A 25,169-nucleotide genomic window follows, 5' to 3' on the forward strand; every position below is an offset into this window, starting at 1 on the left:
GGCAGGCGCTGGCAGGGACTCAGCCCTCGAAGAGCTGCTGGCCCAGGTACTGGCCCGGCTGGATGCCCGGCGGGATCGCGTAGAGCCCGGAGGAGGTGTGGCGCAGGTACTCGTTCATCGCGTCGTTCGCGCTCATCGCCTGCTGCAGCGGCACGAAGTGCGTGCGCGCATCGATGACGAACGCGATGAAGAACAGCCCCGCATCCAGCCGGCCCAGCCCGTCCGAGCCGTCGGTGTAGTTGAAGCCGCGGCGCAGCATCCGCGCCCCGCCGTGCGCGCTGGGGTGCAGCACCGCCACATGCGAATCCACCGGGACCAGCGGCCCGGCCGAACCTGCCATCGCGAAGTCCGGCTCGGAGAACTCCTCGCCGCCGGACAGCGGGGCGCCGGTGGACTTGATGCGGCCCACCACGTTCTCCTGCTCGCGCAGCGAGGAGCGGTCCCAGGTCTCGATCTGCATGCGGATGCGCCGGGCCACCAGGTAGGTGCCCCCTTCCATCCACGGCTGGTCGCTGCCGGCGCCCACCCAGACGTGCTCGGCGAGCGCGTCGGCGTCCTCGGCCAGGATGTTGGCGGTGCCGTCCTTGAAGCCGAACAGGTTGCGCGGGGTCTGCTGCGCGCTGGTGGTCTTGGCGGTGCGGCCGAAGCCGATCTGGCTGAAGCGCACCCGCACCGTGCCGAAGCCCAGGCGCGAGAGGTTGCGGATCGCGTGCACCGCCACCTGCGGGTCGTTGGCGCAGGCCTGCACCACGATGTCCCCGCCGCTGCGGGCTTCCTCCACCATGTCCCCGGAGAAGTGCGGCAGCTCGATCAGCGCCTCGGGCAGCTTTCCCTCCAGTCCGAAGCGCGGCTTGCCGTGCTCGTCGAGGAACAGCGAGCGGCCGAAGCCCACGGTCACCGTGAGGTGCGCCGGGCTCAGCCCCTCGGCCTCCCCGGTGTCTTCCGGCGGGGCGTCGTAGGAGCCGCCGCCGCCCACCGGGCGGCCGGCGGTCATCTGCTCGATCGCGGCGGTCCAGTCCCTGAGCAGCTCGATGAGCCGGCCGCGGTCCTTGGTGGTCACGTCGAAGCCGACGATGTGCATGCGGTCCTGGGCCTCGGTGGTGATGCCGGCCTGGTGCTCGCCGTAGAAGTCCACGGTGTCCGCGGCGGGCTTCTGGGGCAGCTGCCCGCCGAAGGCCGCGGCGGCCAGCGCGCCCACTGCAAGGCCCGCGCCGCCGGCTCCGGCCCCGGTGAGCAGCAGCCGCCGGGAGATGCCGGGGTTCTTCGTCTCGCTCATGCCGTGCCCCCTACTTGACCACCGCGGCGGTCAGGCGGGAGAGCGGCTCGGACAGGGCGTCGACCCCGGCGGCCAGCTCCTGCACCTGCGCGGTGGACAGCTGATCGTAGTACTTGAAGCCCTCGTCCACGCGGTAGGCGTCCAGCTGTTCCTGCAGCGTCGCGAAGTTCTGCGCCAATTCGGTATCCAGCGCGTCCTCGGTGCCCTTCAGCAGCGGGGCCAGGTCCTGGTAGGCGATCTTCGCGCCCTCCAGGTTGGCTTGGAAGTCCCACAGGTCGGTGTGCGAGAAGGCCTCCTCCTCGCCGGTGACCTTGCCGGTGGCGACCTCGTCCAGCAGCTCCTTGGCGCCGTTGGCCAGCTTGTCCGGGGTGAATTCCAGCGCCTGGGCGCGGGTGGCCAGCTCGGCGGTGTTCTCCACCATGCCGTCCGCGATCTGCTGGCGCTGCGCCTGCGTCATCTTGGTGTAGCCCTTCGGCGCCCACAGGTCCTTTTCCGCGCGGTGCCAGCCGGTGAACTCCTGGCCCTCTTCCAGGTCCGCCTCGCGGGCGTCGAGGATCGGGTCCAGGTCGCCGAAGGACTCGGCCACCGGCTCGATGCGCTCCCAGTGCATGCGCACCTGCGGGTAGAGTTCCTTCGCCGTGGCCCCCTCGCCGGCCGCGAAGGCCGCCGCGAAGTCCTCGGTGCCGGCCAGCAGCTGCTGCGACTGGTCTTTCACGTAGGCGGCGTACTGGTCCACGGCGGTCTTCTGCAGCGCGGCGCGGTCCGCGGAGACCTCCTGGCCGGCGGCCGCGGCGGTCACGGTGAAGGGCGAGCGGATGCCGTCGCCCACCATGCCCGGCTTGCAGGCGGCGAAGTAGCTGCCCTCGGGGGCCATGACCACCAGGTCGCGGCTCACGCCCGGGCCGATGTTCTCCACCTCGCCCACGATGCGCAGGCCGTCCTCGGCCAGCAGGTAGAACTCGTTGACCTTGGTGCCCTCGTTCTTCACGGTGAACTTCAGGGTGCCGCCGGCGGCGGTGGCGCTGGCCAGGGTGCAGGCGTCGTCGCTCGCGGTGACGGCGATCGATCCGTCCGCGCTGGCGGCGGCGTTGTTGTCGGTGCAGCCGGTCAGGGCCAGGGCGCCGAGCGCGAGCAGGGCGGCGGGTGCCAGGAACTTGGTCATGGGTGGTGGATCCTCGGTAGTGCGAATGGTTGGTGCGGGGCGGTGCTCAGGCATTGCCCGGCGCTTGCGTCCGGGGCTGCGCCGGCGTGGGCGCTGGTGCGGCGCCCTGCTTCCCGGTGCGCAGGGCGCGCAGGTAGAAGAACATCACCGGCACGATATAGGCGGCCCAGGCGGCCACCTGCAGCACGGTCATCGCGGGGGTGAAGTTGAAGATGCCCTGCAGCAAGGTGGCGGCCACGCCCGAGGGCGGCAGCTGCGCGCTGAGGTCGAAGGCCAGCGTGTTGATGCCCGGCAGCACACCCGCTTCCTGCAGGTCGTGCACGCCGTAGGCCAGCACGCCGGCGGCCACGATGACCAGCAGCACCCCGGTGTAGGCGAAGAACTTGGACAGCTGGATCTTCACGATGCCGCGGTGCAGCAGCACGCCGAGCAGGATGGCGGTGGCGATGCCCAGGCCCGCGCCGAGCAGCGGCTCCCAGGTGTCCTCGCTGGTGCGCGCGGCGGCCCAGATGAACAGCGCCGTCTCCAGGCCCTCGCGGCCCACCGACAGCGCCCCGACGACCACCAGCCCCCAGGCCGAGCCGTCGGCGGCCTTGTCCACCTGGTGCTGCAGGTCCTTGTTCAGCGTCTTGGAGGTCTTGGCCATCCAGAAGATCATCCAGGTCACCAGGCCGGCGGCCAGGATGGACAGCGTGCCGCCGATGATCTCCTGCGCCTGGAAGGTCAGCCCCTTCGGGCCGAAGGTCAGCAGCGCGCCGAAACCCAGCGAGACCGCGACCGCGACGCCCACGCCGGCGTAGATGCGCGGCAGCAGGTGCCTGCGGTTCGTTTTGGTCAGGTACGCGATCAGCAGGACGACGATCAGGACCGCTTCCAGTCCCTCGCGCAGTCCGATCAGGTAGTTTCCGATCATCTGGTGCTGCCTTCATAGTCGTAGCGCTCCCGCGAAGGGGTATTTGTCGATCGCGGGTGACCGCCGGTGCCCGCGAATGCGATGCGAGCCACAGGTCGATCAGTCTAAGGTTAGCCTAAACAACTTCCTGCGAAAAACGTTCAGACCAGATTCGCTTTCCCTGAAAAGCAGTCAAGCGCATTAGCCTCCCCGCATCGCTTAACCTCGCGTCATCCGCGCGTTTCGCGCACCATTTGGCATCCGCTGCCTGGGCAAGGCAAGTGGAAGGCGAGAACCCGTCGCAGATCCGCGCTTTCTTTCGCCTTTCTCCGGACGAAGTCAAAGCTTCTGCTGATTTTCCCTGCCATTCGCCTCATCTGGTCCCAGTCAGTGGCATTACGGGGAAGTTTCAGCGATTCTCGCCCGCATCCTCGGGGCTTTAGCCCCCGATCCGGCTTGCTGGCCTACTGCCCATGAACGCGGGCAACGTGGACGAGGAGCTGCGGCCAACGCAGACGCGCCGCGCAGCGCGCCACCGTGCCGTGGGGATGGCAGCTCAGCGAACCGCCGGATGGTCGATCGGCTATGCCGTCATGTACGGGGGGTGTGCTTCCTGGCTTCCTTCGGCTTCCAGCTGCGTGCCTCGCACTCGCGGTGGATCACCCATGCCCAAGGGATCGACGCTCTCCGGATCGAGGACTCCCGATTCGACTACTACTGGAGCACCGAACCAGCCATGCTGCCGTCAGATACCCACCGCCCCTTCGGGATCGGCATGCTGCTGCAGGCAGCAGGCCTCGTGTTCCTTGTGACTTGCCTGCAACAGATGAGCCGACGCGCGGCACGATGGGCCTACGGCGCCCAGTTGCTGCTCGGCCTCTTTGCCGTCGCCTGGTCCACCCTGCTTGGTGTGCGCGCCGTGCCAACCGGGATCACCGGTGAGCTCGACGCAGCGAGCCCCGCGGGGACCCTGGAAACGCTCCTGCTGATTCTTCCCAATCCTGCGCTCTTGCTGTTGGCTTTACCGGCCTGGCTCCGGCTGCCCGCGCTGGCGATCGCGTTGTGGTGCTTGGGGCCGACCACGCCTCTTGGCTGGCTGCCTACCGGTGCTCATGTCGCTCCGGCACTGAGCTTCAGCAAATTCGACGATGATCCCTCCGGTACGGAGACGATCCTTGCGGCAAGCGTCGCGCTCGCCGGGATCGCGGCACTTCGAGGCTTGAGCGAGGGCACAGGTTGACGCAACACAGACAACCGAGCCCGCCTTCCTTGCCGGTCTCGATCCAGGCTGCGCGGTAGAGGAATGCAACTTGTCGAACTGCTGCCGGGGTGTTCTTGCCCCATGCCTGGCTCCGGACGGAAGGGCTGCCCGGGCAGCGCGCTAACCAAGATCAAGTGAAGGGAAACAGTGGGTCGACCACAAGCGCGGGATCTGACTGGTTTCCCAGCATAGCGAACCTTTAATGGCAGGTGCCTGGACGTGGCTGGAATGCTGGTAATGAAGAGGCCGACGAGGTGCGAATCCCCGTCGCTCCGCTCCGGCCGACGCGATGTGAGTAAAACTCAGGTAACCCTTTCGCGCCGCGCCGATCCCGCATCTACTTCGGTTCGGTCGCGGTTGGTTCATATCATCTTCGACGATCCAGCATCCTGGCTGTCGATCAAAATCATTATCCGGTGCAACGCACCAAGGTCGCATCGAGGTTTCTGTCTGCATCCACTGTGCTCGACGTCCCCGTTTCGCTAGTCTCTGTCCATGAAAGCACTGGAATATCTGGCCGGTCCTGCCAGGATGAAGGCCCCGCACTGGACTTGCCTGCCGGCCGCATTATTCGCTGCAATGCTTTTCGTCGTCTCCGCAGGTTTCCAGCTGCGCGCAGCCAATTCCCGGTGGATCACCCATGCGGACGGCACGGGGTGGTCGCAGTACTCCATCGAAAGCCACGAATTCGACTACTACCTGGCTGAAGATCCCGTCGTACTGATCCCTGACACGAGCATTCCCTTCGGGATCGGCATGTTTTTCCAAGCCGCCGGCTTGTTCCTCACGCTGGTTGCGCTGCTGGCCCTGCGCCCGGGGAACCTCCGCCCGAGGCGCATGCTGCATACGCTGCTGGGGCTTTGCGCCGTTGCCAGTGCAGCACTCATTGGATACCAGTCGCTGCGCACCGGACTGGACGGCAAGCCCTTCGCGCCGCTGTCGCAAAGTGGAATCGCCGGGGTGGCGTATCTGCTGGGATTCGTAGCGCTGGCTGTGCTGGTGGTCTTGGCCTGGCGGCGAACTCCCGTTCTAGGTATCGCGCTTGCCTGCTCGCTGAGCACTACCATCGTCGGGTATATCTTCTGCAGCTTGTTCATCGCGCCAGTTTTCGCCGGCGACCAGTCCTTTGACACGACCCGTGGCACTGAAACCGTCATGGCAGCAGCTACTGCCGCTGCGGGACTGGCAATGCTCCTGGCCTTCGCCCTGTATGCGGGCAATGCGGTGCGCCGTGCGCGTCCAGCGGTGCAGGAGACCTCGGCGCCTTAAACTCCGCGGAGTGCAGGAAAACATTTATGGACTTGCCCACAGTTCGCAACTAAGTGCTGCCGCAGCCGAATACTGCGGGCCAGGCTGGTCTCATGAATATTCACCAGCTAGCCGCGGCACTTCAGGTGCTGCGCGAAGTCATCACCGGGAGCATCCCGCGCGGCGCGGCCGCCGCGCTGCTCGACGTCATGGCCTCCTGCTGCGCGCTGCTGGTGAAGCTCTCCGAAGCCCTGCGCGGGATCGAGGACCCGCGGGTCGCCGCCGCCCACGCCCAACTGGTCGAAAAGCTGTTCCACTACACCCAGCGCGAGCAGCTGCGCAGCCAAATCCACCTCGAATCCACCGGGGCCCACCTGCTGGATGACGACGAACTGGCCGCCCTGCGCCGCGCCCAGGATCAGAACGCCTACGGGCGGTTGCACCTCGGCGCCGCACCGCGCCTGCATTCCGGCCGCGCGCACTACGGCACTACCGCCGACTTCGCCGCCGCATGGCTCGGCCTGAACTACTATGGCGCCGCCGCCCGGCTGAACGATGCGCACCTGCTCATCGCCCGCCGTGCCATGGACGGCGGCACGCTTGCCCCGCGCTTGGCCCGGCTTGCCCAAATGTACGAGAACCCGGGAACGGTGGACCCTCGCCGGGTCGCCCAGGCCGCCCGGGCGCTGGACAAGTTCGAACCGGCCGACACCTGCTTCGAAGGCACCCCGCTGCCGCCCACCGTCCGGCACGCCGACGGCGCCCTCATGGAAGACCATGTGGCCGCCGCCCTCATCGAGCCGAATCGCACCACCAGCGAGAAGCAGGTATCCACCTTGCTTTCCGACTACCGGCGTGAGCATGGCAAGAACCACGCCCCGGACACCGGCATCTTCTTCCGCGGCACCCGCGCCGGGGTGGACTGTTACGACCTGCGCGCCGCGGGGGAGCAGGCCGAGCAGCTTCGCTCCATGATGGGGCAAGCGGACAACCCGCGCACCCAAGCCGGCAAGGCCGCCCGGAGTGCCGGGCGCGCCGGCACGCAGAAAGCCGAACGCGGCACCGCGGACGTCGAGGCGGCGGAACACGAGGAGATCCAGACCGACCCGCTGTTCAGCTCCGACGAACCGGCACCGGACTGGTCCGGGATCAATTCCGGCGCCGATGACGCCACCGCTGGCGAGGGCAGTGAGAACATCGTCGACCTCGATGGGTGGCAGGCCAAGGACGAAGGATCGCAGGAAACGTTGTTCGACTCGGCTGAACAAGATTTCGAGTTTGTGGACTCTGAGCACGACGAGGACGCCGGACAGTCTCGAACCACATTCAGCGACCAGGATCCCGATCTGGGCGGCGACGCCGACGTCCCGCCCGCCCAGCGCCGGCTGAACGCATTTCTCGCGGCCTTGGGAGCCGGCACCCCGGGGCAAGGCGCCAAAACCATCGCGCCCCGGATCGGAATCCACATCCAGTTGAAGGCCCTTGACGATTTGCGGCGCCCCGACCGGCTCACCTCGACCACGGACCACGGGGTAAAGCTCGACGCGGCCGAAACCGGCAGGCTCATGTGCGAGGGCGCAATCTACCGCGTGATCTTCGGGCCCGACGGGCAACCGCTGGACGTCGGGCGGACCCAGAGATTCTTCACCGAAGCCATCAAACGGGCCGCGCTGGCCCGGGATCGTGGGTGCATTGTGCCCGGCTGCACCGCGCCGCCTGAAATGCTCGAATGCCACCACGACGACTGGTGGGAACATGGCGGGAAAACCAGTTGCCGCAACGCCTCGTGCCTGTGCCGGCGGCACCATTTGGCGATCCACGCCGGTTTGCTGACGCTCGTGAAAATCGGGGGACTGGCCTACATTTTGTTCCCCAAGCACGTGGATCCCTTGCAGATACCCCAACGCAACCGGCTCTACACCGCTGCCTAAAACCCGCATGCTTGACATGGACCCGGAGAATTCACTGGGCCCGGCATGCCTTTTCCGGATCCTCGACAGGAAACCAGAACGGTGAGTTGATCCCTGCGGCGCTGAGCCTAAGGCTTGGAGAGCGCCACCCTAAGGCCGAATCCCACCAGTACCGTTCCGGCGATCCGGTCCATCCACGTCACTGCCTTCGGCGTGCTCAGCCATTGTCCGGCCAGCGAGGCTCCCAGAATGAGTACGCCGGCCCATGCCAGGGTCATTGCCACATGCACCGCAGACAACGCGATGCCCATGAGAAGCGCATTGGCATCGGCCGGGGTGAACTGGGGGATCACCGCGATGTAGAAGACGCCGATCTTCGGATTCAACAGATTAGTCACCATGCCCGTCGCGTACGCTTTCCAATTGCTGCTGGCCACGGAAACATTCGTCGGCTCCAGTTCCCGGCGCCGCAAGGAACGGTAGATCATCTGGCCGCCCAGGAATATCAGGTAGGCCGCTCCGGCATAGGTCAGTATTTGGTAGGCGAGCTGGGAAGCGGCCAGAACCGCGGACGCTCCAGCGGCTGCGATGATGCCCCATATGAAGACGCCGGAGCAGATTCCGAGGGCCGCCACCAGTGCGTCCAATCGGCTGCGCGTCACCGCCGAGCGCAGGATCAGCGCCGTATCGACCCCTGGAACCAGGGTCATCAGCGCGGCGACCACGGCGAAGGAAAACAAAGCAGAGGTGACGGTCATAGAATTAATCGTAGTTCCCTCCCGGGAGGCCACTCCGGTTCCAACTCGGGCGTGACCAAGCTCATCTGATGATCGGGCACGCGGAGGGTGGGAGGAATTGGTTTGGGTCCGGAGTCTCTGGCATAATTGCAGGGTACTCGATTTGTTATGGACCCTCTCTCCGTTTCGAATCCTGTCCTTTTAGAGCCGGGTTAGTAAGGCCTGCCCCACAGGTGCACAACGCTTGGCTCGACCATGTTGAGAAACAGGAGACCACTAAAGTGGCCGTAAAGATTCGTCTGAAGCGCTTCGGTAAGATGCGCGCACCTTTCTACCGCGTTGTCGTCATGGACTCGCGCTCCAAGCGCGATGGCCGTGCCATCGAGGAGATCGGTAAGTACCACCCGACCGAGAACCCTTCGATCATCGAGATTGATTCGGACCGTGCACAGTACTGGCTGTCCGTTGGCGCTCAGCCAACCGAGCAGGTACACGCACTGCTGAAGGTCACCGGTGACTGGCAGAAGTTCAAGGGCATCGATGGCCAGGAAGGCACCTACAAGGTTGCCGAGCCTAAGCCAGCATTCGTTGCTCCTGAAAAGGGCTCGGTTATCCTCAAGGAAGCCATCACCAAGAAGGCTGAAAAGCCAGCTGCCGAAGAGGCAGAGGCTGAAGCTACCGAGGCTGAGTAATCATGCTCGTTGACGCGCTAGACCACCTGGTACGCGGGGTCGTCGAGGAACCGGAGGATGTTCAGGTTGCCCTGAAGTCCACCCGCCGCGGCGACTTGCTCGAAGTACGTGTGAACCCTGATGATCTCGGTCGTGTGATCGGTCGCCAGGGTCGCACCGCACGGGCACTGCGCACCGTGATGGCAGCGTTGGCCAAGGAATCGATCCGTGTTGATGTCATCGACACTGATCGACGCCGAGGCTGAACAACTTAGAAGCCCGGCCCCGGCCGTGTTTCACCACTAAAGGAGTTTCCGCTCTACAACGCGGGAACTCCTTTAGTGTTTCACCCCAAAAATTTATTCCTTCACCATCTGAAGCCACCCACCGAAGAAAAGGTTCAGCGAACATGCGATTGCAGGTAGCCCGCATCGGCAAGCCCCACGGCATCCGTGGCGAAGTCACGGCCCAGGTCCTCACCGACGCGCCCGAAGAGCGCTTCGTCGCCGGTGAAGTCCTGCATGTCACCGGTGGTCCGGTTGATTCGCTGATCATCAAGAGCGCGCGCTGGAACAAGACGATCCTGTTGTTGACCTTCCAGGAGATCTCGGACCGCAATACCGCCGAAACGCTGCGCGGCGCCCGTCTGGAGATCGAGGTCGGCGAAGAACCGGAAGACGACTCCGACGAGTGGTACGAGCATGAGCTGCAGGACCTCAAGGTCATGCACCATGGCGTCGAGGTCGGCGTGGTCACCGCGCTGCGTACCAACCCGGCCCAGGATCTGCTGGTCTTCGAAAACGCCGAGGGCGAGGAAATCTACCTGCCGTTCGTGGACGAGTTCGTCCCGGAGATCGACACCGAGGCAGGCACGCTGACCATCACCCCGCCGCCGGGCTTGCTGGAGCTGAACTCCGAGGACTCCGAGCAGCCCGAAGGGGAGTCCAAGTAATGCGCCTGGACGTCATCTCGATTTTCCCCGAATACCTGAACCCGCTGCAGCTCTCGCTCATCGGCCGGGCAGCGGAAGACGGCATCCTGGACCTGAACGTCACCAACCTGCGCGACTTCGCCACCGACAAGCACCGCAAGGTGGACGACACCCCGTACGGCGGCGGCGCCGGCATGGTCATGATGCCCGAGCCGTGGGGCCAGGCGCTGGACGCCGTACGTGCCCAGGCCCCGGCCGAGAAGAAGCCGGTGCTGATCGTGCCCTCGCCGGCAGGGACGGTCTTCAACCAGAAGATGGCCTACGACCTGGCCGAAGAAGACCACCTGGTTTTCGCCTGCGGCCGTTATGAGGGCATCGACGAGCGCGTCATCGAGTACGCGCACGAAAACTTCACCGTCATCCCGGTGTCGATCGGCGACTATGTCCTGAATGGGGGAGAAGTCGCAGTCATGGTGATGGTCGAGGCCATCGCACGGCTGATCCCCGGCGTGATCGGCAATCCGGAGTCCCTCGTTGAGGAGTCCCATTCCGACGTGCTGCTGGAGTACCCCGTCTACACCAAGCCGGCCTCCTGGCGCGGCCGTGAGGTGCCCGAGGTGCTTCTTGGCGGCAACCACCACCGCGTGGCACGCCACCGCCGCGACGAACAGATCAAACGCACCGCAGCCCGCCGCCCGGATCTGATTCCCCAGCTCGATGTCGAAAGCCTGAATCGTCGCGACCGAGACGCCCTGTGGCATAACGGGTTCGCCGTCGTGGAAGGCGAAATCCTGCCCAAGTCCCAGCTTGACTGGGCCACCGGCGCGGGGACCGAATCCGAGTAGGCGGTTTACGAGGTCGACATCACGGCGGGTTCCGCCGCCGAGGTGTTCACCTGGAGGCCATTTATATGGCAAAATTGTTTCTTGGTGTGTTTTGTCCGACTCCTGCCGCAGGGGGATCCCGGACTTCAAGAACCGCCGCATCGGTTGCTAAAGCCAGCCGGTGGTAAACGTTCCGGGGAGTTCGACGCCGATTCAGGCGCTCGAAGAGCCCCGCTACGAGGATTCGGTGACCTGCGGCATTGATCCTAGGAGATGCACAATGCATATTCTTGACTCTTTGGATGCAGCTAGCCTGCGTTCCGACGTTCCTGCTTTCGGTCCTGGCGACACCCTCAAGGTGCACGTCAACATCATCGAAGGCAAGAACTCCCGTGTTCAGGTCTTCCAGGGCTACGTACTGGGCCGTCAGGGCCGCGGCGTAGGCGAGACCTTCACCGTTCGCAAGGTTTCCTTCGGCACCGGCATCGAGCGTACCTTCCCGCTTCACTCCCCAATCATCGACAAGATTGAGGTTGTGTCCAAGGGTGACGTACGTCGTGCCAAGCTGTACTACATGCGCGATCGTCACGGCAAGGCTGCTCGCATCCGCGAGAAGCGCGACTTCGGCGGCAAGAAGTAATCTGCGTTCTTCCATGAACCAGATTGCTCGCCCTGAAGCGGCAATCACGAAGCGCCGGGCCTTTTACTGGGTCTGGCGCTTCGCTGTTCTCGCCGTCATTTGCGCATTGGTCGCCGTGATTATCATCCGCGCATTTTTCGTCGACGTATTCAGCATCCGCTCTGATTCGATGCAGTCCACGCTGAATCCCGGCCAAGCCATCTCCGTGGACCGCCGCGCCTACGACGACGCCGAGCCCCAGCGTGGGGACGTCATCGTATTCGACGGCCGCGGTTCCTTCCTGCCGTATGCCCGTTCCTCCGTGGTCGACGACGTCATGGGCGCCTTCAAACTTTCCGGCAACTCGCATTCCTACGTCAAGCGCGTTATCGGGGTCGGCGGGGATACGGTTGAATGCTGCTCCGCCGACGGCCGCATCACGGTTAATGGCGACCCCATCGACGAGCCCTACCTCTTCGAGGGCGATGTGCCCAGCGAGATGAAGTTCTCCGTTCAAGTTCCTGCCGGTCGGATCTGGGTCATGGGGGACCACCGATCAGTGTCGCAGGATTCCCGGTCATTGCTTGGCGCCAGCGGCGGTGGCATGATCAGCCTGGATCGCGTTACCGGGCGAGCAACCAATATCGTTTGGCCGATGGATCAGCGCGTGGATATCCGCTGATCCGGCATCCGCGTGGGCATGCAGTGTTCGCCAGATGAAACCCGTGCCTGATTGTTCGCTGCGCGGGTTTTCGCATTGGTACTTCCATGCGAAAAGTGACAAGAATTCTTGCCACCCTCAGAAGCAGATTGAGGAGGAACGCAGGCCCGATGCGCGGCTGTGTATGGACTCCAAGTGGCGCATGCCTTGCGTGAGACAAAGTACCCTGTCTGTTAGGTTGAAAGACACTTTGACATGGGAAAAGTAAGATTACTTAAGTCTTCAAAATCAACTAAATGTCGCTCGATCCCCCTTAGCTCAGACGCTGGAATATAGCTTGACTAGTAATGTTGCGACATTAGTTTTATATTTTTGTTTGATCTGTCGCTTGAAACGCCTGTTTGAATCCAGATAAGGTTTCGTTTTGGTAAAGAATTTGATTCTTTACATGCGCGCAGCGCCTGAGGCGCGCAAAAACTCGCATCTGATCTTCTGGGAGCAGGAACCATGCCAAAACCGCATAGTAGAACTGGGCAGCGAAGCTTCGCCGCTGCAGCAGCCACCGCTTTGGTTGTAGGTGGAAGCCTCCTGCCTGCCAGTGCGGCGCAGGATACACCCGAGGCTTTGCCTGAGAAATCCAGCGTTGCTGTGACCGCTACCCCTGCTACTTCCGCCCCCGGATTCGCCCTGGCAACCCCGACCAGTATGCCGGCCGAAGGCTTGGACGACGCGGAGGGTTTACGAGAAGCGGTGGAACGGGACCTGGGCAAGACCCTCGATGAGTTCAACGACGAGTCCAGAGCTGCAGAAGAAGCCGTCCAGATCCGTGAAAAGCTCACTTCCGAAGGCATTAACGCCTCGGCCAGTGTCAAAGACGGCAAGGCTGAGATTATGGTGTCCGAGGGAGACTGGGAAGAAGCTAGGGATGCCGTCGAGGCTACCTCGACGCAGTCAGCGTCGGTCACGACAAAACTCGGGGTGATCAATGACGTGCATGACGTCTACGAGGAAGTCCTGGACACCGTCAAAACCTCCGAAATCTCGAGGCTTACCGCCATCATGAATACCGCGGACGGCCTGCAGATCTTCGCTACCGACCCGGTCGCCGCAAAACGCGGGAGCAGCCAGGTCAAGGAGGGGAAATCAGTAGAGCCGGCCCTGAGCTTGGAAGAGTTCGCCGAAATCGCACCCGGCGTCGAGCTGGTGGAGGGAGCTGGTCCGGTGCGGGGCTCAGCCGGCGAAGATCTGCTTGGCGGCATGGCCTACTCGATCGTTGACTTCACGTCGCAGGTGCCGGAGTTAAAGATCTGCTCGACCGGTTTCAACCTCTGGTCGCCGACAGGCCAAGACGCCGTTCTCACCGCAGGCCACTGCTCCATGGACGGCCGGGGCACGATCTTGGGCATCGTCGAGCAATCCTCGCCGAACGAAATGGGCCCCGCGGGTGCGCCTCTTGGCACCTTCGGATTCAGCCAGTTCGGCGGTGCGGGCAACTCCGGGATTCCCCAGTCGGTGCTGGACGGTCTGGGAGATGAGGAAGCGGAGCACCTTCGGGATACTACTGTGCCGGGTACGGACATCGCCGTCATCGACGGCATCAACCCGGCGCTGACGCTTCCCACCGCCGTGACGAACTGGCCGGAAGCAGGCCCGCGCTCCGGATCGGTCAACGTGACCGGCGTGTCCCCGGGCATGCTCGGGGCCCCCGCCTGCGCCGCCGGCCGCACCACGGGCTGGAGCTGTTCGACCATCATCGGAGAAGGCGTATTCTTCGTGAGTGGCTACAACAATGACCAACGTCCGGTCTGGGGTTACGCCACAGGCAACCCCGGCCTGAGCGTCGTGAACGAGGGCGACTCCGGCGGGCCGATGCTCGTTGGCTCACACGCCGTGGGAATCACCTCGGCCTACAGCGTAGGTGTGAACAGCTCGTCTGAAACGGACGATATGGCGTTCTACACCTCGCTATCCGACGTGCAGTCCAATGGCTACATCAAGGGCTACCAGGTGAAGTTCTTCGTGAACGCACCGAAGGTGACCTCGGCGTCCAACGGGGTCGAGGTCAAGCCGGGCGCGAAGCTCAGCGGCGAAGTGACCGACGCTTCCAGCGGCACCAAGGTCAACGTGATCGTCGACGGCAACGTTGTCGATACCGTGACCGTGGATTCTTTGGGCAACTTCAGCTTCACCGCGCCGCAAACTGAAGGCGCTTTCAACTTCATCCTTGAGGCAGTCAATGGGCTGAACAAGTCCGAGCAGGCCAACGGAAACGTTGTTGTGGTGGCTCCGAAGCCGACCCCAACTCCGACCGAGCCTACGACTCCGACCGAGCCTACGACTCCGACTGAGCCGACCCAGCCGACTGATTCGACGGATGTGCCTTCGGAATCGGCGAATCCGACTCAGCCGACCGATTCGACCGACGAGCCGTCCGAATCGGCATCGCCATCGTCCTCAGCCGAGCCAACTGCCTCGGCCAGCGACGAGCCAAGCAAGTCCACCGAGGCCAAGGACCCGAAGAAGGACGAGCCGAAGCAGGATGCGCCGAAGAAGGAAGAGCCACTGGCTGAGACCGGTGCGGGCAGCGTTCCGCTGATCGCCGCCGGCGGCGCCCTGGCACTGATCGGCGCGGCAGTACTGTTGCTCCGCCGCAGCGCCCGACGCCACGGCTAAGGGACCACGCTCCCCGGTGACCGCCTCGCGGACACCATGGCAATGCCCCGCTGCCGCTGAAGGCAGCGGGGCATTGCCATGCGGCACACATGTGCCTACGAGTTGGCTTTGCGGGACGGCCGGTAGCCTCGGGTGCAAGACCCGCGGCACGCCGACGGTTCCGCCGGAAGACGAGGATTGAACATGAGAAGCACACATACGGCACGGCGGCTGCCGGTGGGGCTGGCCGCCTCGGCCGCCGTCGTCGCACTGGCGCTGACCGGCTGCGGCCAGCAGCAGGCGGCCCCGCAGGCCCCGCCCACCGCCACCCAGACCTCGACGAGCGGAGCCGACATGGACGTCAGCGCGCTGCTGCAGACCAACGAGCAGCTGGCGGCCCAGCTAGGCGACGAATACGTCCAGGGCTGGATCGAGGATCGCAAGCTGCACGTCGCCGCGACCAGCGACGGCGCGGTGAAGGCCATCGAGCAGGCCGGCGCGGTCGGGCATCTGGTGGACTTCAGCAACGCCCAGCTGCGCGAGGGCATCTCGCAGATCATGGCGTGGCAGGCGCAGCAGGAGCCGCGGCTGCGCTCGGCGATCCACGCGTACACGCTGAACCCGCGCACCGGCGGACTCACCCTGGCCGTGGACGCCTCCCAGCGCCAGGCCGTGCAGGACGCGCTGGCCAAGGACCAGCCGGCCGGCGGGATCCCGCTGGACTTCACCGACAGCAGCGGCCCGGCCTCACCGGCCCCGGCCACCGTCGGCACCCCGTCCGGCTAGCCGCGACCGCCCGAAATCGCCGGCGCCGTACCGGCAATAAACTGGGCATTTCGTGCGTGCAGCGTGCCACGGAGCTCCGCCGCGCGGCTGCGTACGTAAGATGGAGGGTATTGACCACCAGCGAAAGGGACCCACCCAGCCGTGAGCGCCGAATCAGCCGAAAGTCCGCAGCAAGGCGGACCGCTCTACAAACTCTGGCGCTTCATCCGCGAGATCGTGATCATCGTGGCGATCGCGCTGGTGCTGTCCTTCGTGATCAAGACCTTCTTTTTCCGCGCCTACTACATTCCCTCTGGTTCCATGGAGAACACCTTGCAGATCAACGACCGGATCTTCGCGAACCTCATGGTTCCGGGCCCGTTCGAACTGGAGCGCGGGGACGTGGTGGTCTTCCGCGACGACCTGGACTGGCTGCCGCCGCTGGAATCCCAGCCCGCCGCGGTGGAATCGGCGCTGTCCTTCGTCGGCATCCTGCCCGCGGCCGGCGAGCAGTACCTGGTCAAGCGCATCATCGGCACCGCGGGGGACACCGTGGAGTGCTGCACCGTCGACGGCAAGCTGAGCATCAACGGCACGCCCATCGACGAACCCTACATCTACCCCGGCAATGCCCCGAGCGACATGGCCTTCACGGTCACCGTTCCGGAGGGCAAGCTCTGGGTCATGGGCGACCACCGCGCCGAAAGCGCCGACTCCCGCTTCCACCCGGACGTCCAGGGCGGCTTCGTGGACGTGGACTCGGTGCAGGGCAAGGCCTCGGTCATCTCCTGGCCGCTCTCGCGCTGGGGCACCATCGACTCCCACGAAGAAGTCTTCGCCAGCGTCCCGGTTCCGGGCAACTAGCATGGCCAATTCCAAGGCCACCACGCTGGAGCACGAGCGGGACCTGGCCGCCGCCCACCAGGTGCGCTTCATCGGCGCCGCCGACGAGGTGGGCCGCGGGGCCCTGGCCGGCCCGATTTCCGTGGGCGTCACCGTGATCGACATCCAGGCCGTCGCCGAATTCCCGCAGCTGCGCGATTCCAAGCTGCTCACCGCGGCCAAGCGCGAGGAGCTGGTTCAGCCGGTGCGCGCCTGGGCGGCAGGCTACGGTGTCGGGCATGCCTCGGCCGCGGAGATCGACGAGCTTGGGGTCACCGGGGCCCTGCGCCTGGCCGGCACCCGGGCGGTGGCCGCCTGCGCGGTGGCTCCCGAAGCGGTGCTGCTGGACGGCAGCTACGACTGGCTGACCGCCCCGGAACAGGACTTGTTCGACCTGCTGGCCGAGGACCGCGAACCGGTCGGCCTGCACGTACCGGTGCGCACCATCATCAAGGGGGACATGACCTGCCAGGCGATCGCCGGCGCGTCGATCCTGGCCAAGGTGGAACGCGACGGGATCATGGCGCAGCTGGCGCAGGAGCACCCCGCCTTCGGCTGGGAGGTCAACAAGGGCTACGCCACCGCCGCGCACCGCGAAGCGATCGCGGCACTGGGCCCCTGCGACTACCACCGCAAGAGCTGGAACTTGACTTCCGGCCCCGGCAAGGACGAAGGTAAACCCACAAGATTGAAGGCAAAATAATGGCTGGCGACGAACTGGAAAACTACGAGTCCGACATGGAGTTGCAGCTGTACCGCGAGTACAAGACCGTGGTGGGGCTGTTCAACTTCGTGGTGGAAACCGAACGCCGCTTCTACCTGGCCAACCAGGTCGACGTGAAGACGCTGTCCAACGCCGGCGAGGTGTACTTCGAACTCACCCTGACCGACGCCTGGGTCTGGGACATCTACCGGCAGGGCCGATTCGTGAAGGCCGTCAAGGTGCTCACCTTCAAGGACGTCAACGTCGAAGAGCTGAACCGCGACGAGCTGCAGATCCCCAAGGAGGGGCTGGAGAACTAACCGCGTTCTCCACAATCCGCACCCGCCGCCTGGCGCCCGCGCCGCCGAACCTGAAACTGGTCTGACCACGCACAGACCGATTCAAGGAGGCGGCGATGACGACGCAGCAGCAGGAACTCGGAGCCCGGGGCGAGCAGGCGGCCGCCGAACACCTCGAAGCCGGCGGCTACCGGATCCTGGACCGCAACTGGCGGTGCCGCAGCGGGGAGCTTGACCTGGTCGTCCGCGACCGCTCCGGCGCCCTGGCGGCGGTGGAGGTCAAGACCCGTTCGTCGCAGGGGTTCGGCACCGCGTTCGACGCGGTGAACCCCGCCAAATTCGCCCGGCTGCACCGGCTGCTGATTATTTGGTGCAAGGCGCACCGGATCTACTGCCCGCAGCTGCGGGTGGACGTCGTCGAGGTCTATCCCGGACCCGGCGGAACGCTGTCCTGCCGGCACCTGCCGGATGTGCGCTCATGAGCACCGCCCGCACCCATGCGATCGCCTTCCAGGGGGTGAAAGCCGCGTTGGTCGAGGTGGAGGCCGACCTGGGCAACGGCATCCCCGGCTTCGTGATCCTGGGGCTGCCCGATGCGTCGCTGAACGAGGCGCGGGAACGGATCAAGGCCGCCGCGCGCAATACCGGCCTCCCGATTGCCAACCGCAAGCTCACCGTCAACCTCTCTCCGGCCACGCTGCCGAAATTCGGTTCCGGATTCGACCTGGCGATCCTGATCGCCGTGCTGTCCGCCGACCGGCAGATCGCGCCGCCGCCGAACACCGTCTACCTGGCCGAGCTGGGGCTGGACGGCATGCTCCGACCGGTGCCCGGGGTGCTGCCCGCCGCCCAGCTGGCCGTGGCGCTGGGGCTGCCCAACCTGGTGGTCGCCCGCGGCAACGAGGCCGAGGCCCGGCTGGTGCCCGGGGCCAGCGTGTTCGCGGCCGACCATCTGGGCCAGGTGCTGGTCCATTGCGGGGCGGCGGCCTCCCAGCTGAGCATCACCCTGCGCCATGCCGTCGGGGCGCGGCCGCCCGACGCCGCGGCGCCCGGGGAGCCCTGCGACCTGTCGCTGGTCAACGGGCAGGGCGAGGCCCGGCTGGCCCTGGAGATCGCCGCCGCCGGCGCCCACCACCTGATCATGGTCGGGCCGGCAGGAGCGGGCAAGACTCTGCTGGCCAGCGCCCTGCCCGGGATCCTGCCGCCGCTGGACGACCTGCAGGCCTTGGAAGCCACGGCGGTGCACTCGATCACGCACGGCGCCGATTCTCCCATCGCTGCACTGCGCCGCACCCCGGCGTTCATCGCCCCGCACCACACCGCCTCGCTCGCCGCGCTGATCGGCGGCGGCACCCGGCGCGTGGTGCCAGGGGCGATCACCCGGGCGCACCACGGGGTGCTGTTCCTGGACGAGGTGGCGCACTTCAATACCGGGGTGCTCGACGCCCTGCGCCAGCCCATCGAGGACGGGTTCATCACCCTGGACCGCACGCGCGGCCACGCCCGGCTGCCGGCCCGCTTCCAGCTGGTCATGGCCTCCAACCCCTGCCCCTGCGGGAGGAACTACGCCGCGGGCACCGGCTGCACCTGCACGCCGATGGCCCGCCGCCGCTACTTCGCCCGGCTCTCGGGGCCGATCCTGGACCGCACCGACCTGCAGCTGCGGCTGAACCCGGTGCCCGGCGGCCAGCTGGTCGGGCAGCAGGCCAACGAGTCCAGCGCCGCCGTGCGCGAACGGGTGCTGGCGGCCCGGTCCCGCGCCGAAGCCCGGCTGCGGCCCTACGGCATCGGCTGCAACGCGCAGGTCCCCACGCGGATCCTGCGCCATGAGCTGGACTACCCCCCTGGCAACACGCCGGGCCGTGGAAGCCGCGGCCGAACGCGGCGGCCTCTCGGCCCGCGCCACCGACCGGCTGCTGCGCGTGGCCTGGACCGTCGCCGACACCCAGGGCCGCCCCGGGCCCGCGCCGGAGGATGTGGACATCGCCGCCCACCTGCGCCAGAACCTGCATACCGCCTAGCTTCGGGATAAGGAACCACCATGAGCACCGCACCGCAGACCCCGGCACGGCGGCAGGACGCCGTCGGCCACCAGCCGCACACCCTGTGCCTGGCCGCGCTGAACCAGCTGGTCGAACCGAACGACGTCACCGCGGCCGCCCTGCTGGAACTGATGACGCCGGCGGAGCTGCTGGCCCTGATCCGCCGCGAGGACCACGTCCCGCAGGGCCTGGGGCTGAAGCTCGCCGAGGCCACCGGCCAGCAGCCGGCCCCGAATTCCGCCCAGGACCTTCACGTCGCGCTCACCCGCTGGCGCAAACGGCTGCCCTACGCCAACGAGCACGCCGCCCTGCAGACCATGCAGCGCCTCGGCGGGGGACTGCTCACCGACCAGGACCCGGGCTGGCCGGCCCAGCTGGGCGATCTGGGGCTCGGCCGGCCGCTGTGCCTGTGGTGGCGGGCGGCCGAGCCCGGCAACCTCGCCGGGGATCCCGCGCGGACGGTGTCCATCGTCGGCTCGCGCGATGCCAGCGACTACGGCAACCAGGTCACCTTCGAACTGGCCCGGGCGCTGGGGCTGCAGGGCTTCACGATCGTCTCCGGAGGCGCCTACGGGATCGACGCCGCCGCCCACCGCGCCGCCCTGTCCCTCGACGGCTGGGACTTCCCGAACCCGCCGACGATCACGATCCTCGCCGGGGGAGCGGACCGGCTCTATCCGGCGGGAAACCACAACCTGCTGGAGCAGGTCATCGCCCGCGGCGCGCTGTACTCCGAGGTTCCTCCGGGCACCACGCCGACCCGCTTCCGGTTCCTGAACCGCAACCGATTAATTGCCGCATTCAGCCGGCTGACCATCGTCACCGAGGCGCGGCATCGCTCCGGTGCGCTGAATACCGCCAGCCACGCAGTGGAGCTGGGCCGGGATGTCGCCGCGGTGCCCGGCAGCGTCTTCTCGCCGAACTCGGCCGGCACCCACCGGCTGATCCGCTCCGGCGCGGCCGAGCTAATCTCCAGCCCGGCCGAGGCCTCCGAGCTGCTGGGCATCGCCCCGGATGCGCCCGCCGGCACTGCGTCCGCCGAACCGGGCGATCCGCGCCAGCGCCCCGTGGACGGCCTGCCGGTGGAGGTCGGTATGCTCTACGACGTCCTGTCCTTCACCAAGCCGATGAGCCCTGACGAGATTTCAGCCCGAAGCGGGGTCACGATCCTGCAGACGCTGCGCGGGCTGTCGACCTTGCAGGGCCGCGGCCTGGCGGTACGCAACGACGCGGGGTGGAAGCTGGTGCGCAGCTAGCGCGCGGGTTCGGCGCGGTATCCTCGAAGGGATGAAGCAGGATACCCGCGCACCCAACTCCCCGCAGCTGCCGCCCTCGTTCGCTGAGCCGGTCGCCGACTACCTGGACTACCTGCGCCTGCAGCGCGGGCGCAGCGAGAACACCCTGCGCGCCTATGAAGTGGATTTGCGCACCCTGGGCACATTCCTGCATTCCGCCCATCAGGTCAGCACGCCGAGCCAGGTGGATGTGGAGATGCTGCGCGAATGGCTGGCCAGCCTGCACGAAGCGCAGATCTCCCGCACTACCATCGCGCGGCGGATCTCCTCGGTGAAGAACTTCTTCGCCTGGGCGCTGAAGCACCAGCTCATCGACGTGGACCCCGCACTGCGTTTGGTCGCGCCGAAGAAGGAGCGCCGGCTGCCGCACGTGCTGCAGCCCGGACAGATCGACCGGCTGCTTGCGCAGACCGCCGCGGATGCCGGGGTGCAGGGCAGCGGGGACGCCGCTGGAGAACTAAGCCCGCAGCAGCTGGCGGTCCACGCCCGCGACCGGGTGATCGCCGAGCTGCTCTACGCCTCGGGGCTGCGCATCGGCGAGCTGGTCTCCCTGGACGTGAAAAACCTTGACTTCGGACGCCGCACGCTGAAAGTGGTCGGCAAGGGCAACAAGGAACGAGTGGTGCCCTTCGGCAATCCTGCCCAGCGGGTGCTGACCTCCTGGCTGCTGACCCATCGGGCCGTTCTGGTCGACGAGGAGAAGGCGCAGGGAGCGCTGCTGGTTGGCGTGCGCGGCGGCCGGCTGAATGTGCGCCAAGCCCGCGAGGTGATTTCGCAGGCGTTGAAATCGCTGGGGGATACCGCCGCCAGCGGGCCGCACGCCTTGCGCCACACCGTGGCCACCCATCTGCTCGACGGAGGCGCGGACCTGCGCGCGGTCCAGGAGTTCCTGGGCCACGCATCGCTGGCCACGACCCAGCTCTACACCCATGTTTCCGTGGATCGGCTGCGCCAAAGCTACCGGCAGGCCCACCCCCGCGCCTGACGGATTCTTCCAATTCCCTCCAAATCGTCCTCCCGAGTAGCGAAAAGTGCTGTTCATCGGGCAAAATAGAATCATCGGCGGTAACTGCACCACCACGATGTTGACGTAGGGGAAGACGATCAACACCGTACGGAGGATGGCATGTCTGCACCGATGACCAGGGGCGTAATTTTTATTCATTCCGCCACTGCTGCGCTATGCCCACATCTGGAATGGGCTATCGGGTCCGTGCTCGGAACACCGGTCAAGATGGAATGGACCGAACAGCACGCTGCACCCGGCTTTCGTCGTGCCGAAATGGAGTGGGTAGGACCCCAGGGCACCGGCGCCTTGCTGACCAGTGGAATCCACGGTTGGCAGCATCTGCGATTCGAAGTCACCGAGGACCCGAGCCCGGGCGTCGACGGCAGCCGCTGGTCGGTGACCCCGGATCTCGGGATCTTCCATGCGACCATCGACACGGCCGGCAACGTCATGATCAGCGAAGAGCGCATCCGCTGGGCCTATGAGAAGGGCGACGGCAATCCTTCGATCTTCTACCAGGAAATGTCCATCGCCCTTGGCGAGGCCTGGGATGAGGAACTTGAACCCTTCCGCCATGCAGGCGAGAACTCGACTGTTCGATGGCTCAACCAGGTGGTTTAGCGACTGGTTAACTAGTCGTCCCGTCGCCGCCTGGCGGCCGGAATCCAGCCCCGGCGGTGCGGGGTGCTCGATCCAAAGATGAAATGCGGTCCCCTTGGGGATCGCATTTCGTGTTTCTCCGCGAAGTCGCCGCCCTGGTGCTAGGATCGATCGTGATGAAGACCAGTCAGGCCGTCTCAGGCCGCTCCCGGAACGGCTTCCTGGTCGTTCCCTGATCCGCGCTCCTCCCTGCGTACGACGCTCCACGCATCACGGAAACCGTACAACCAAAAGGGAAACATGACCGCACAGTTCAACCACACCATCATCGCCTCGACCGATGCCGCACAGATGGCCGAGTTCTACATCGACCTGCTGGAGGCCGCCGAGCAGCCCAGTTGGGGGCCGTTCCACAACGTCAGCATCGGCGGCGGCGTACTGCTGCAGTTCGCCGCGCCTCCGATGCAGTTCCCTGCGCAGCACTACGCCTACCTGCTGGACGACGCGCACTTCGACCGCGCCTACGCGCTGATCCTGGCGCGCGGGATCGAGCACTGGGCTGATCCGCAGCGCCAGCTGTCCGGGCAGCTCAACCACGAGCACGGTGGCCGGGGCGTCTACCTGCTGGATCCCTCCGGGCACTACCTTGAACTGATCACCCGGCCCTATCTGTAACGCGGGTCCGCCGCCGGTCAGCGCAGCACGTCGAACACGTTCTTCTGGATGCCGTTGGAATAGACGGCGGAGTCGACCAGCTTCAGCTTCTGCGCGCCCAGCTCGGCGCCGCTGAACAGGCGCTTGCCGGCGCCGAGCAGCACCGGGAAGACCAGCAGGTGGTAGCGGTCGATCAGGTGGTGCTCCTGCAGCGAGTGGACCAGCGTCGCTGAGCCGTGGATGCTGATGGGCCCGCCGTCGCTGGCGCGCAGCCGGGCGACGTCGGCGGCCGAACGCAGGATCGTGGTTTCGCCCCAATTGTCCACCAGGTCCTTGTCCTTGAGCGTCGTGGAGACCACGTACTTGGGCATGGCGTTGTAGCCGGGGAATTCCTCGGTCATGGCGGGCCAGACGGGGGAGAAGGCCTGGTAGCTGCGGCGCCCCAGCAGCAGCGCCGTGGCCTCGCCCTGTTCCGTGCCCTTCATCTCGTAGGCCGCCGGGTCGAAGTCCACCGACGTCATGGTCCAGCCGGAGTTGCGGTAGTCGGGTTCGCCGCCGGGCGCCTCCATGACCCCGTCCAGCGAGATGAATGCGGTGGCGATCAAGGTGCGCATGGTGCGGCTCCTTCGAATGGAAATTGCTGGGCGGCCTATCGAGATCGAGCGTAGCAACGCCCGGTGCCCGGCGACAATAGACATCGCCGGTTAACGCCCAGCGGGCCGGAACCGAGTGCTCGGTTCCGGCCCGCTGGGGGACAGCTGCTGCTAGATGCTGCGGATCGCGACGACGGCGTTGTGGCCGCCGAAGCCGAAGGAGTTGTTCAGGGCGACGATCGAGCCCTCGGCCGGAAGATCGGCCGGGGCGCCGGTAACGACGTTCAGCGGGATTTCCGGATCCTGGTTGTCCAGGTTGATGGTGACCGGGGCCTTGCGGTGGTAGATCGCCAGGGTGGTCAGCACGGACTCCACGGCACCGGAGGCGCCGAGCAGGTGGCCCATCTGGGACTTGGTGGCCGAGACGAGGACCTTGTCGAGGTGCTCGCCCAGGGCGGCCTTCAGCGCGGTGTACTCCGGCTTGTCGCCCACCGGGGTGGAGGTGGCGTGCGCGTTCACGTGCACCACGTCCTCCGGCTGGATGCGGCCGTCGTACATGGCGGCCTTCAGCGCGCGGGTGGCGCCCAGGCCCTCCGGGTCCGGGGCGGTGATGTGGTAGGCGTCGGCGGTGACCGACGAGCCGGCCAGCTCCGCGTAGATGCGGGCGCCGCGGGCCAGCGCGTGCTCCTCGGACTCCAGCACCAGTGCGCCGGCGCCTTCGCCCATGACGAAGCCGTCGCGGTCCACGTCGTACGGACGCGAGGCCTTCGTGGGATCGTCGTTGCGGCGCGAGAGCGCGTGCATGGACGCGAACGCTGCCATCGGCATCGGGTGGATCGCGGCCTCGGCACCGCCGACCATGACCACATCGGCCTTGCCGGCGCGGATCAGCTCCATGCCCACGTGCATCGCCTCGGTGCCCGAGGCGCAGGCGGAAACCGGGGTGTGCGCGCCGCCGGCGGCGCCCAGGTCCAGCGAGACCGCGGCGGCCGGGCCGTTGGGCATCAGCATCGGCACGGTCATCGGCAGCACGCGGCGCGGGCCCTTTTCCTTCAGGGTGTCCCAGGCGTTCAGCAGCGTCCAGACGCCGCCAATGCCGGTGGCGAAGGCCACGGCCAGCTTGTTGCGGTCGATGTCGTCCTTGGACAGTCCGGAGTCGGCCCAGGCCTCGCGGGCGGCCACCACGGCGAACTGCGTGGACGGGTCCATCCGCTTGGTCTCCGGACGGGTCAGCACCTCGGAAGGCTGCACCGAGGCGCGGGCGGCGAAGGTCACCGGCAGGTCGTATTCCTCGACCCAGCTGTCTTCCATGGTTGCGGCGCCGGAAACACCCTTCAGGGCGTTCTCCCACAGGGTAGGTACGTCCCCGCCGATGGGGGTGGTGGCTCCGAGACCGGTGATCACTACTTTGCGCGCCATCATCAAACTCTCTACTGGGGTACAACATTGCTGTCAAAATTTGTGGGGCCGGCTTGACGTACCG

26 protein-coding genes are annotated in these 25,169 nt (G+C 66.1%); 20 read left to right on the plus strand and 6 right to left on the minus strand.

Translation table 11 applies throughout. The features are described from left to right. Positions 1-19: 19 nt before the first annotated feature. The 3 genes from efeB to efeU are packed head-to-tail and all read right to left on the minus strand — an operon-like array spanning position 20 to position 3,351. Positions 20-1,276: an iron uptake transporter deferrochelatase/peroxidase subunit gene (efeB, locus tag JQN66_RS07710; RefSeq protein WP_204677274.1), complete on the minus strand. Its 1,257-nt coding sequence runs from the start codon at positions 1,274-1,276 to the stop codon at positions 20-22. A gap of 10 nt (positions 1,277-1,286) precedes the next feature. Further along, positions 1,287-2,438, minus strand: coding sequence for an iron uptake system protein EfeO (gene efeO, locus JQN66_RS07715; protein ID WP_204677275.1), 1,152 nt, complete (start codon positions 2,436-2,438; stop codon positions 1,287-1,289). A 46-nt stretch (positions 2,439-2,484) separates the two neighbouring features. Next, positions 2,485-3,351 (minus strand): iron uptake transporter permease EfeU, encoded by an 867-nt coding sequence (gene efeU / locus JQN66_RS07720; RefSeq protein WP_204677276.1) that lies wholly within the window; start codon positions 3,349-3,351, stop codon positions 2,485-2,487. Between the two features lie 550 nt (positions 3,352-3,901). Here efeU and JQN66_RS07725 point away from each other — a divergent pair. From JQN66_RS07725 to JQN66_RS07735, 3 genes are all read left to right on the plus strand, one after another. Next, complete coding sequence (locus JQN66_RS07725; RefSeq protein WP_204677277.1) at positions 3,902-4,570, plus strand: hypothetical protein; 669 nt, start codon at positions 3,902-3,904, stop codon at positions 4,568-4,570. Between the two features lie 516 nt (positions 4,571-5,086). Then, positions 5,087-5,860: a hypothetical protein gene (locus JQN66_RS07730; RefSeq protein WP_204677278.1), complete on the plus strand. Its 774-nt coding sequence runs from the start codon at positions 5,087-5,089 to the stop codon at positions 5,858-5,860. A 92-nt stretch (positions 5,861-5,952) separates the two neighbouring features. Continuing rightward, complete coding sequence (locus JQN66_RS07735; RefSeq protein ID WP_204677279.1) at positions 5,953-7,770, plus strand: HNH endonuclease signature motif containing protein; 1,818 nt, start codon at positions 5,953-5,955, stop codon at positions 7,768-7,770. 107 nt (positions 7,771-7,877) lie between these two features. On the opposite strand, the gene JQN66_RS07740 is transcribed toward JQN66_RS07735, so the two are convergent. Next, positions 7,878-8,507, minus strand: a complete 630-nt coding sequence (locus JQN66_RS07740; protein WP_204677280.1) for a LysE family translocator — start codon at positions 8,505-8,507, stop codon at positions 7,878-7,880. Positions 8,508-8,767: 260 nt separating this feature from the next. On the opposite strand from JQN66_RS07740, the gene rpsP reads away from it, so the two are divergent. The 17 genes from rpsP (at position 8,768) to JQN66_RS07825 (ending at position 23,114) form a co-directional block, all read left to right on the plus strand. Next, a complete protein-coding gene (rpsP, locus tag JQN66_RS07745; protein ID WP_188947808.1) occupies positions 8,768-9,178 on the plus strand; it encodes a 30S ribosomal protein S16 in 411 nt (136 codons plus the stop codon). 2 nt (positions 9,179-9,180) lie between these two features. Next, positions 9,181-9,423 (plus strand): RNA-binding protein, encoded by a 243-nt coding sequence (locus JQN66_RS07750; protein WP_188947807.1) that lies wholly within the window; start codon positions 9,181-9,183, stop codon positions 9,421-9,423. Between the two features lie 143 nt (positions 9,424-9,566). Then, positions 9,567-10,109 (plus strand): ribosome maturation factor RimM, encoded by a 543-nt coding sequence (rimM, locus tag JQN66_RS07755; RefSeq protein WP_188947806.1) that lies wholly within the window; start codon positions 9,567-9,569, stop codon positions 10,107-10,109. Beyond that, complete coding sequence (gene trmD, locus JQN66_RS07760; RefSeq protein ID WP_204677281.1) at positions 10,109-10,933, plus strand: tRNA (guanosine(37)-N1)-methyltransferase TrmD; 825 nt, start codon at positions 10,109-10,111, stop codon at positions 10,931-10,933. Before rimM ends, trmD begins: the two co-directional genes overlap by 1 nt. A gap of 259 nt (positions 10,934-11,192) precedes the next feature. Beyond that, positions 11,193-11,552, plus strand: coding sequence for a 50S ribosomal protein L19 (rplS, locus tag JQN66_RS07765; protein ID WP_188947804.1), 360 nt, complete (start codon positions 11,193-11,195; stop codon positions 11,550-11,552). A gap of 13 nt (positions 11,553-11,565) precedes the next feature. After that, positions 11,566-12,213, plus strand: a complete 648-nt coding sequence (gene lepB / locus JQN66_RS07770) for a signal peptidase I (protein WP_204677282.1) — start codon at positions 11,566-11,568, stop codon at positions 12,211-12,213. 627 nt (positions 12,214-12,840) lie between these two features. After that, a complete protein-coding gene (locus tag JQN66_RS07775) occupies positions 12,841-14,865 on the plus strand; it encodes a S1 family peptidase (RefSeq protein ID WP_204677283.1) in 2,025 nt (674 codons plus the stop codon). Positions 14,866-15,048: 183 nt separating this feature from the next. Further along, positions 15,049-15,630 (plus strand): hypothetical protein, encoded by a 582-nt coding sequence (locus JQN66_RS07780; RefSeq protein WP_204677284.1) that lies wholly within the window; start codon positions 15,049-15,051, stop codon positions 15,628-15,630. Between the two features lie 141 nt (positions 15,631-15,771). Next, complete coding sequence (lepB, locus tag JQN66_RS07785) at positions 15,772-16,473, plus strand: signal peptidase I (RefSeq protein ID WP_204677285.1); 702 nt, start codon at positions 15,772-15,774, stop codon at positions 16,471-16,473. Between the two features lies 1 nt (position 16,474). Then, positions 16,475-17,194 (plus strand): ribonuclease HII, encoded by a 720-nt coding sequence (locus JQN66_RS07790; RefSeq protein ID WP_204677286.1) that lies wholly within the window; start codon positions 16,475-16,477, stop codon positions 17,192-17,194. Then, positions 17,194-17,514 carry a DUF2469 domain-containing protein gene (locus tag JQN66_RS07795; protein ID WP_188947798.1) on the plus strand — a complete coding sequence of 107 codons (321 nt, stop codon included), beginning with the start codon at positions 17,194-17,196 and terminating at the stop codon, positions 17,512-17,514. The genes JQN66_RS07790 and JQN66_RS07795 overlap by 1 nt, the downstream gene beginning before the upstream one ends. Before the next feature lie 95 nt (positions 17,515-17,609). Further along, positions 17,610-17,975, plus strand: a complete 366-nt coding sequence (locus JQN66_RS07800) for a YraN family protein (protein ID WP_188947797.1) — start codon at positions 17,610-17,612, stop codon at positions 17,973-17,975. Continuing rightward, positions 17,972-19,525 (plus strand): YifB family Mg chelatase-like AAA ATPase, encoded by a 1,554-nt coding sequence (locus JQN66_RS07805; RefSeq protein WP_477190228.1) that lies wholly within the window; start codon positions 17,972-17,974, stop codon positions 19,523-19,525. Before JQN66_RS07800 ends, JQN66_RS07805 begins: the two co-directional genes overlap by 4 nt. Positions 19,526-19,534: 9 nt before the next feature. Continuing rightward, complete coding sequence (gene dprA, locus JQN66_RS07810; RefSeq protein WP_204677287.1) at positions 19,535-20,791, plus strand: DNA-processing protein DprA; 1,257 nt, start codon at positions 19,535-19,537, stop codon at positions 20,789-20,791. Positions 20,792-20,822: 31 nt separating this feature from the next. Continuing rightward, on the plus strand, positions 20,823-21,815 hold the full coding sequence (locus JQN66_RS07815) for a tyrosine recombinase XerC (RefSeq protein ID WP_204677288.1): 993 nt from the start codon (positions 20,823-20,825) through the stop codon (positions 21,813-21,815). A 141-nt stretch (positions 21,816-21,956) separates the two neighbouring features. Further along, positions 21,957-22,460, plus strand: a complete 504-nt coding sequence (locus tag JQN66_RS07820; protein ID WP_204677289.1) for a DUF3145 domain-containing protein — start codon at positions 21,957-21,959, stop codon at positions 22,458-22,460. A gap of 279 nt (positions 22,461-22,739) precedes the next feature. Further along, the gene (locus JQN66_RS07825) at positions 22,740-23,114 is read left to right on the plus strand and encodes a VOC family protein (RefSeq protein ID WP_204677290.1); all 375 of its coding nucleotides are present in this window, start codon (positions 22,740-22,742) and stop codon (positions 23,112-23,114) included. Positions 23,115-23,131: 17 nt separating this feature from the next. Here the strand turns inward: JQN66_RS07825 and JQN66_RS07830 are convergent, their stop codons facing one another. Further along, positions 23,132-23,707, minus strand: coding sequence for a dihydrofolate reductase family protein (locus JQN66_RS07830; RefSeq protein WP_204677291.1), 576 nt, complete (start codon positions 23,705-23,707; stop codon positions 23,132-23,134). A gap of 150 nt (positions 23,708-23,857) precedes the next feature. Next, positions 23,858-25,105 carry a beta-ketoacyl-ACP synthase II gene (fabF, locus tag JQN66_RS07835; RefSeq protein ID WP_188947791.1) on the minus strand — a complete coding sequence of 416 codons (1,248 nt, stop codon included), beginning with the start codon at positions 25,103-25,105 and terminating at the stop codon, positions 23,858-23,860. Positions 25,106-25,169 lie beyond the last annotated feature (64 nt).

The organism is Glutamicibacter protophormiae (genome assembly GCF_016894325.1).
GTDB classification, from domain to species: domain Bacteria; phylum Actinomycetota; class Actinomycetes; order Actinomycetales; family Micrococcaceae; genus Glutamicibacter; species Glutamicibacter protophormiae.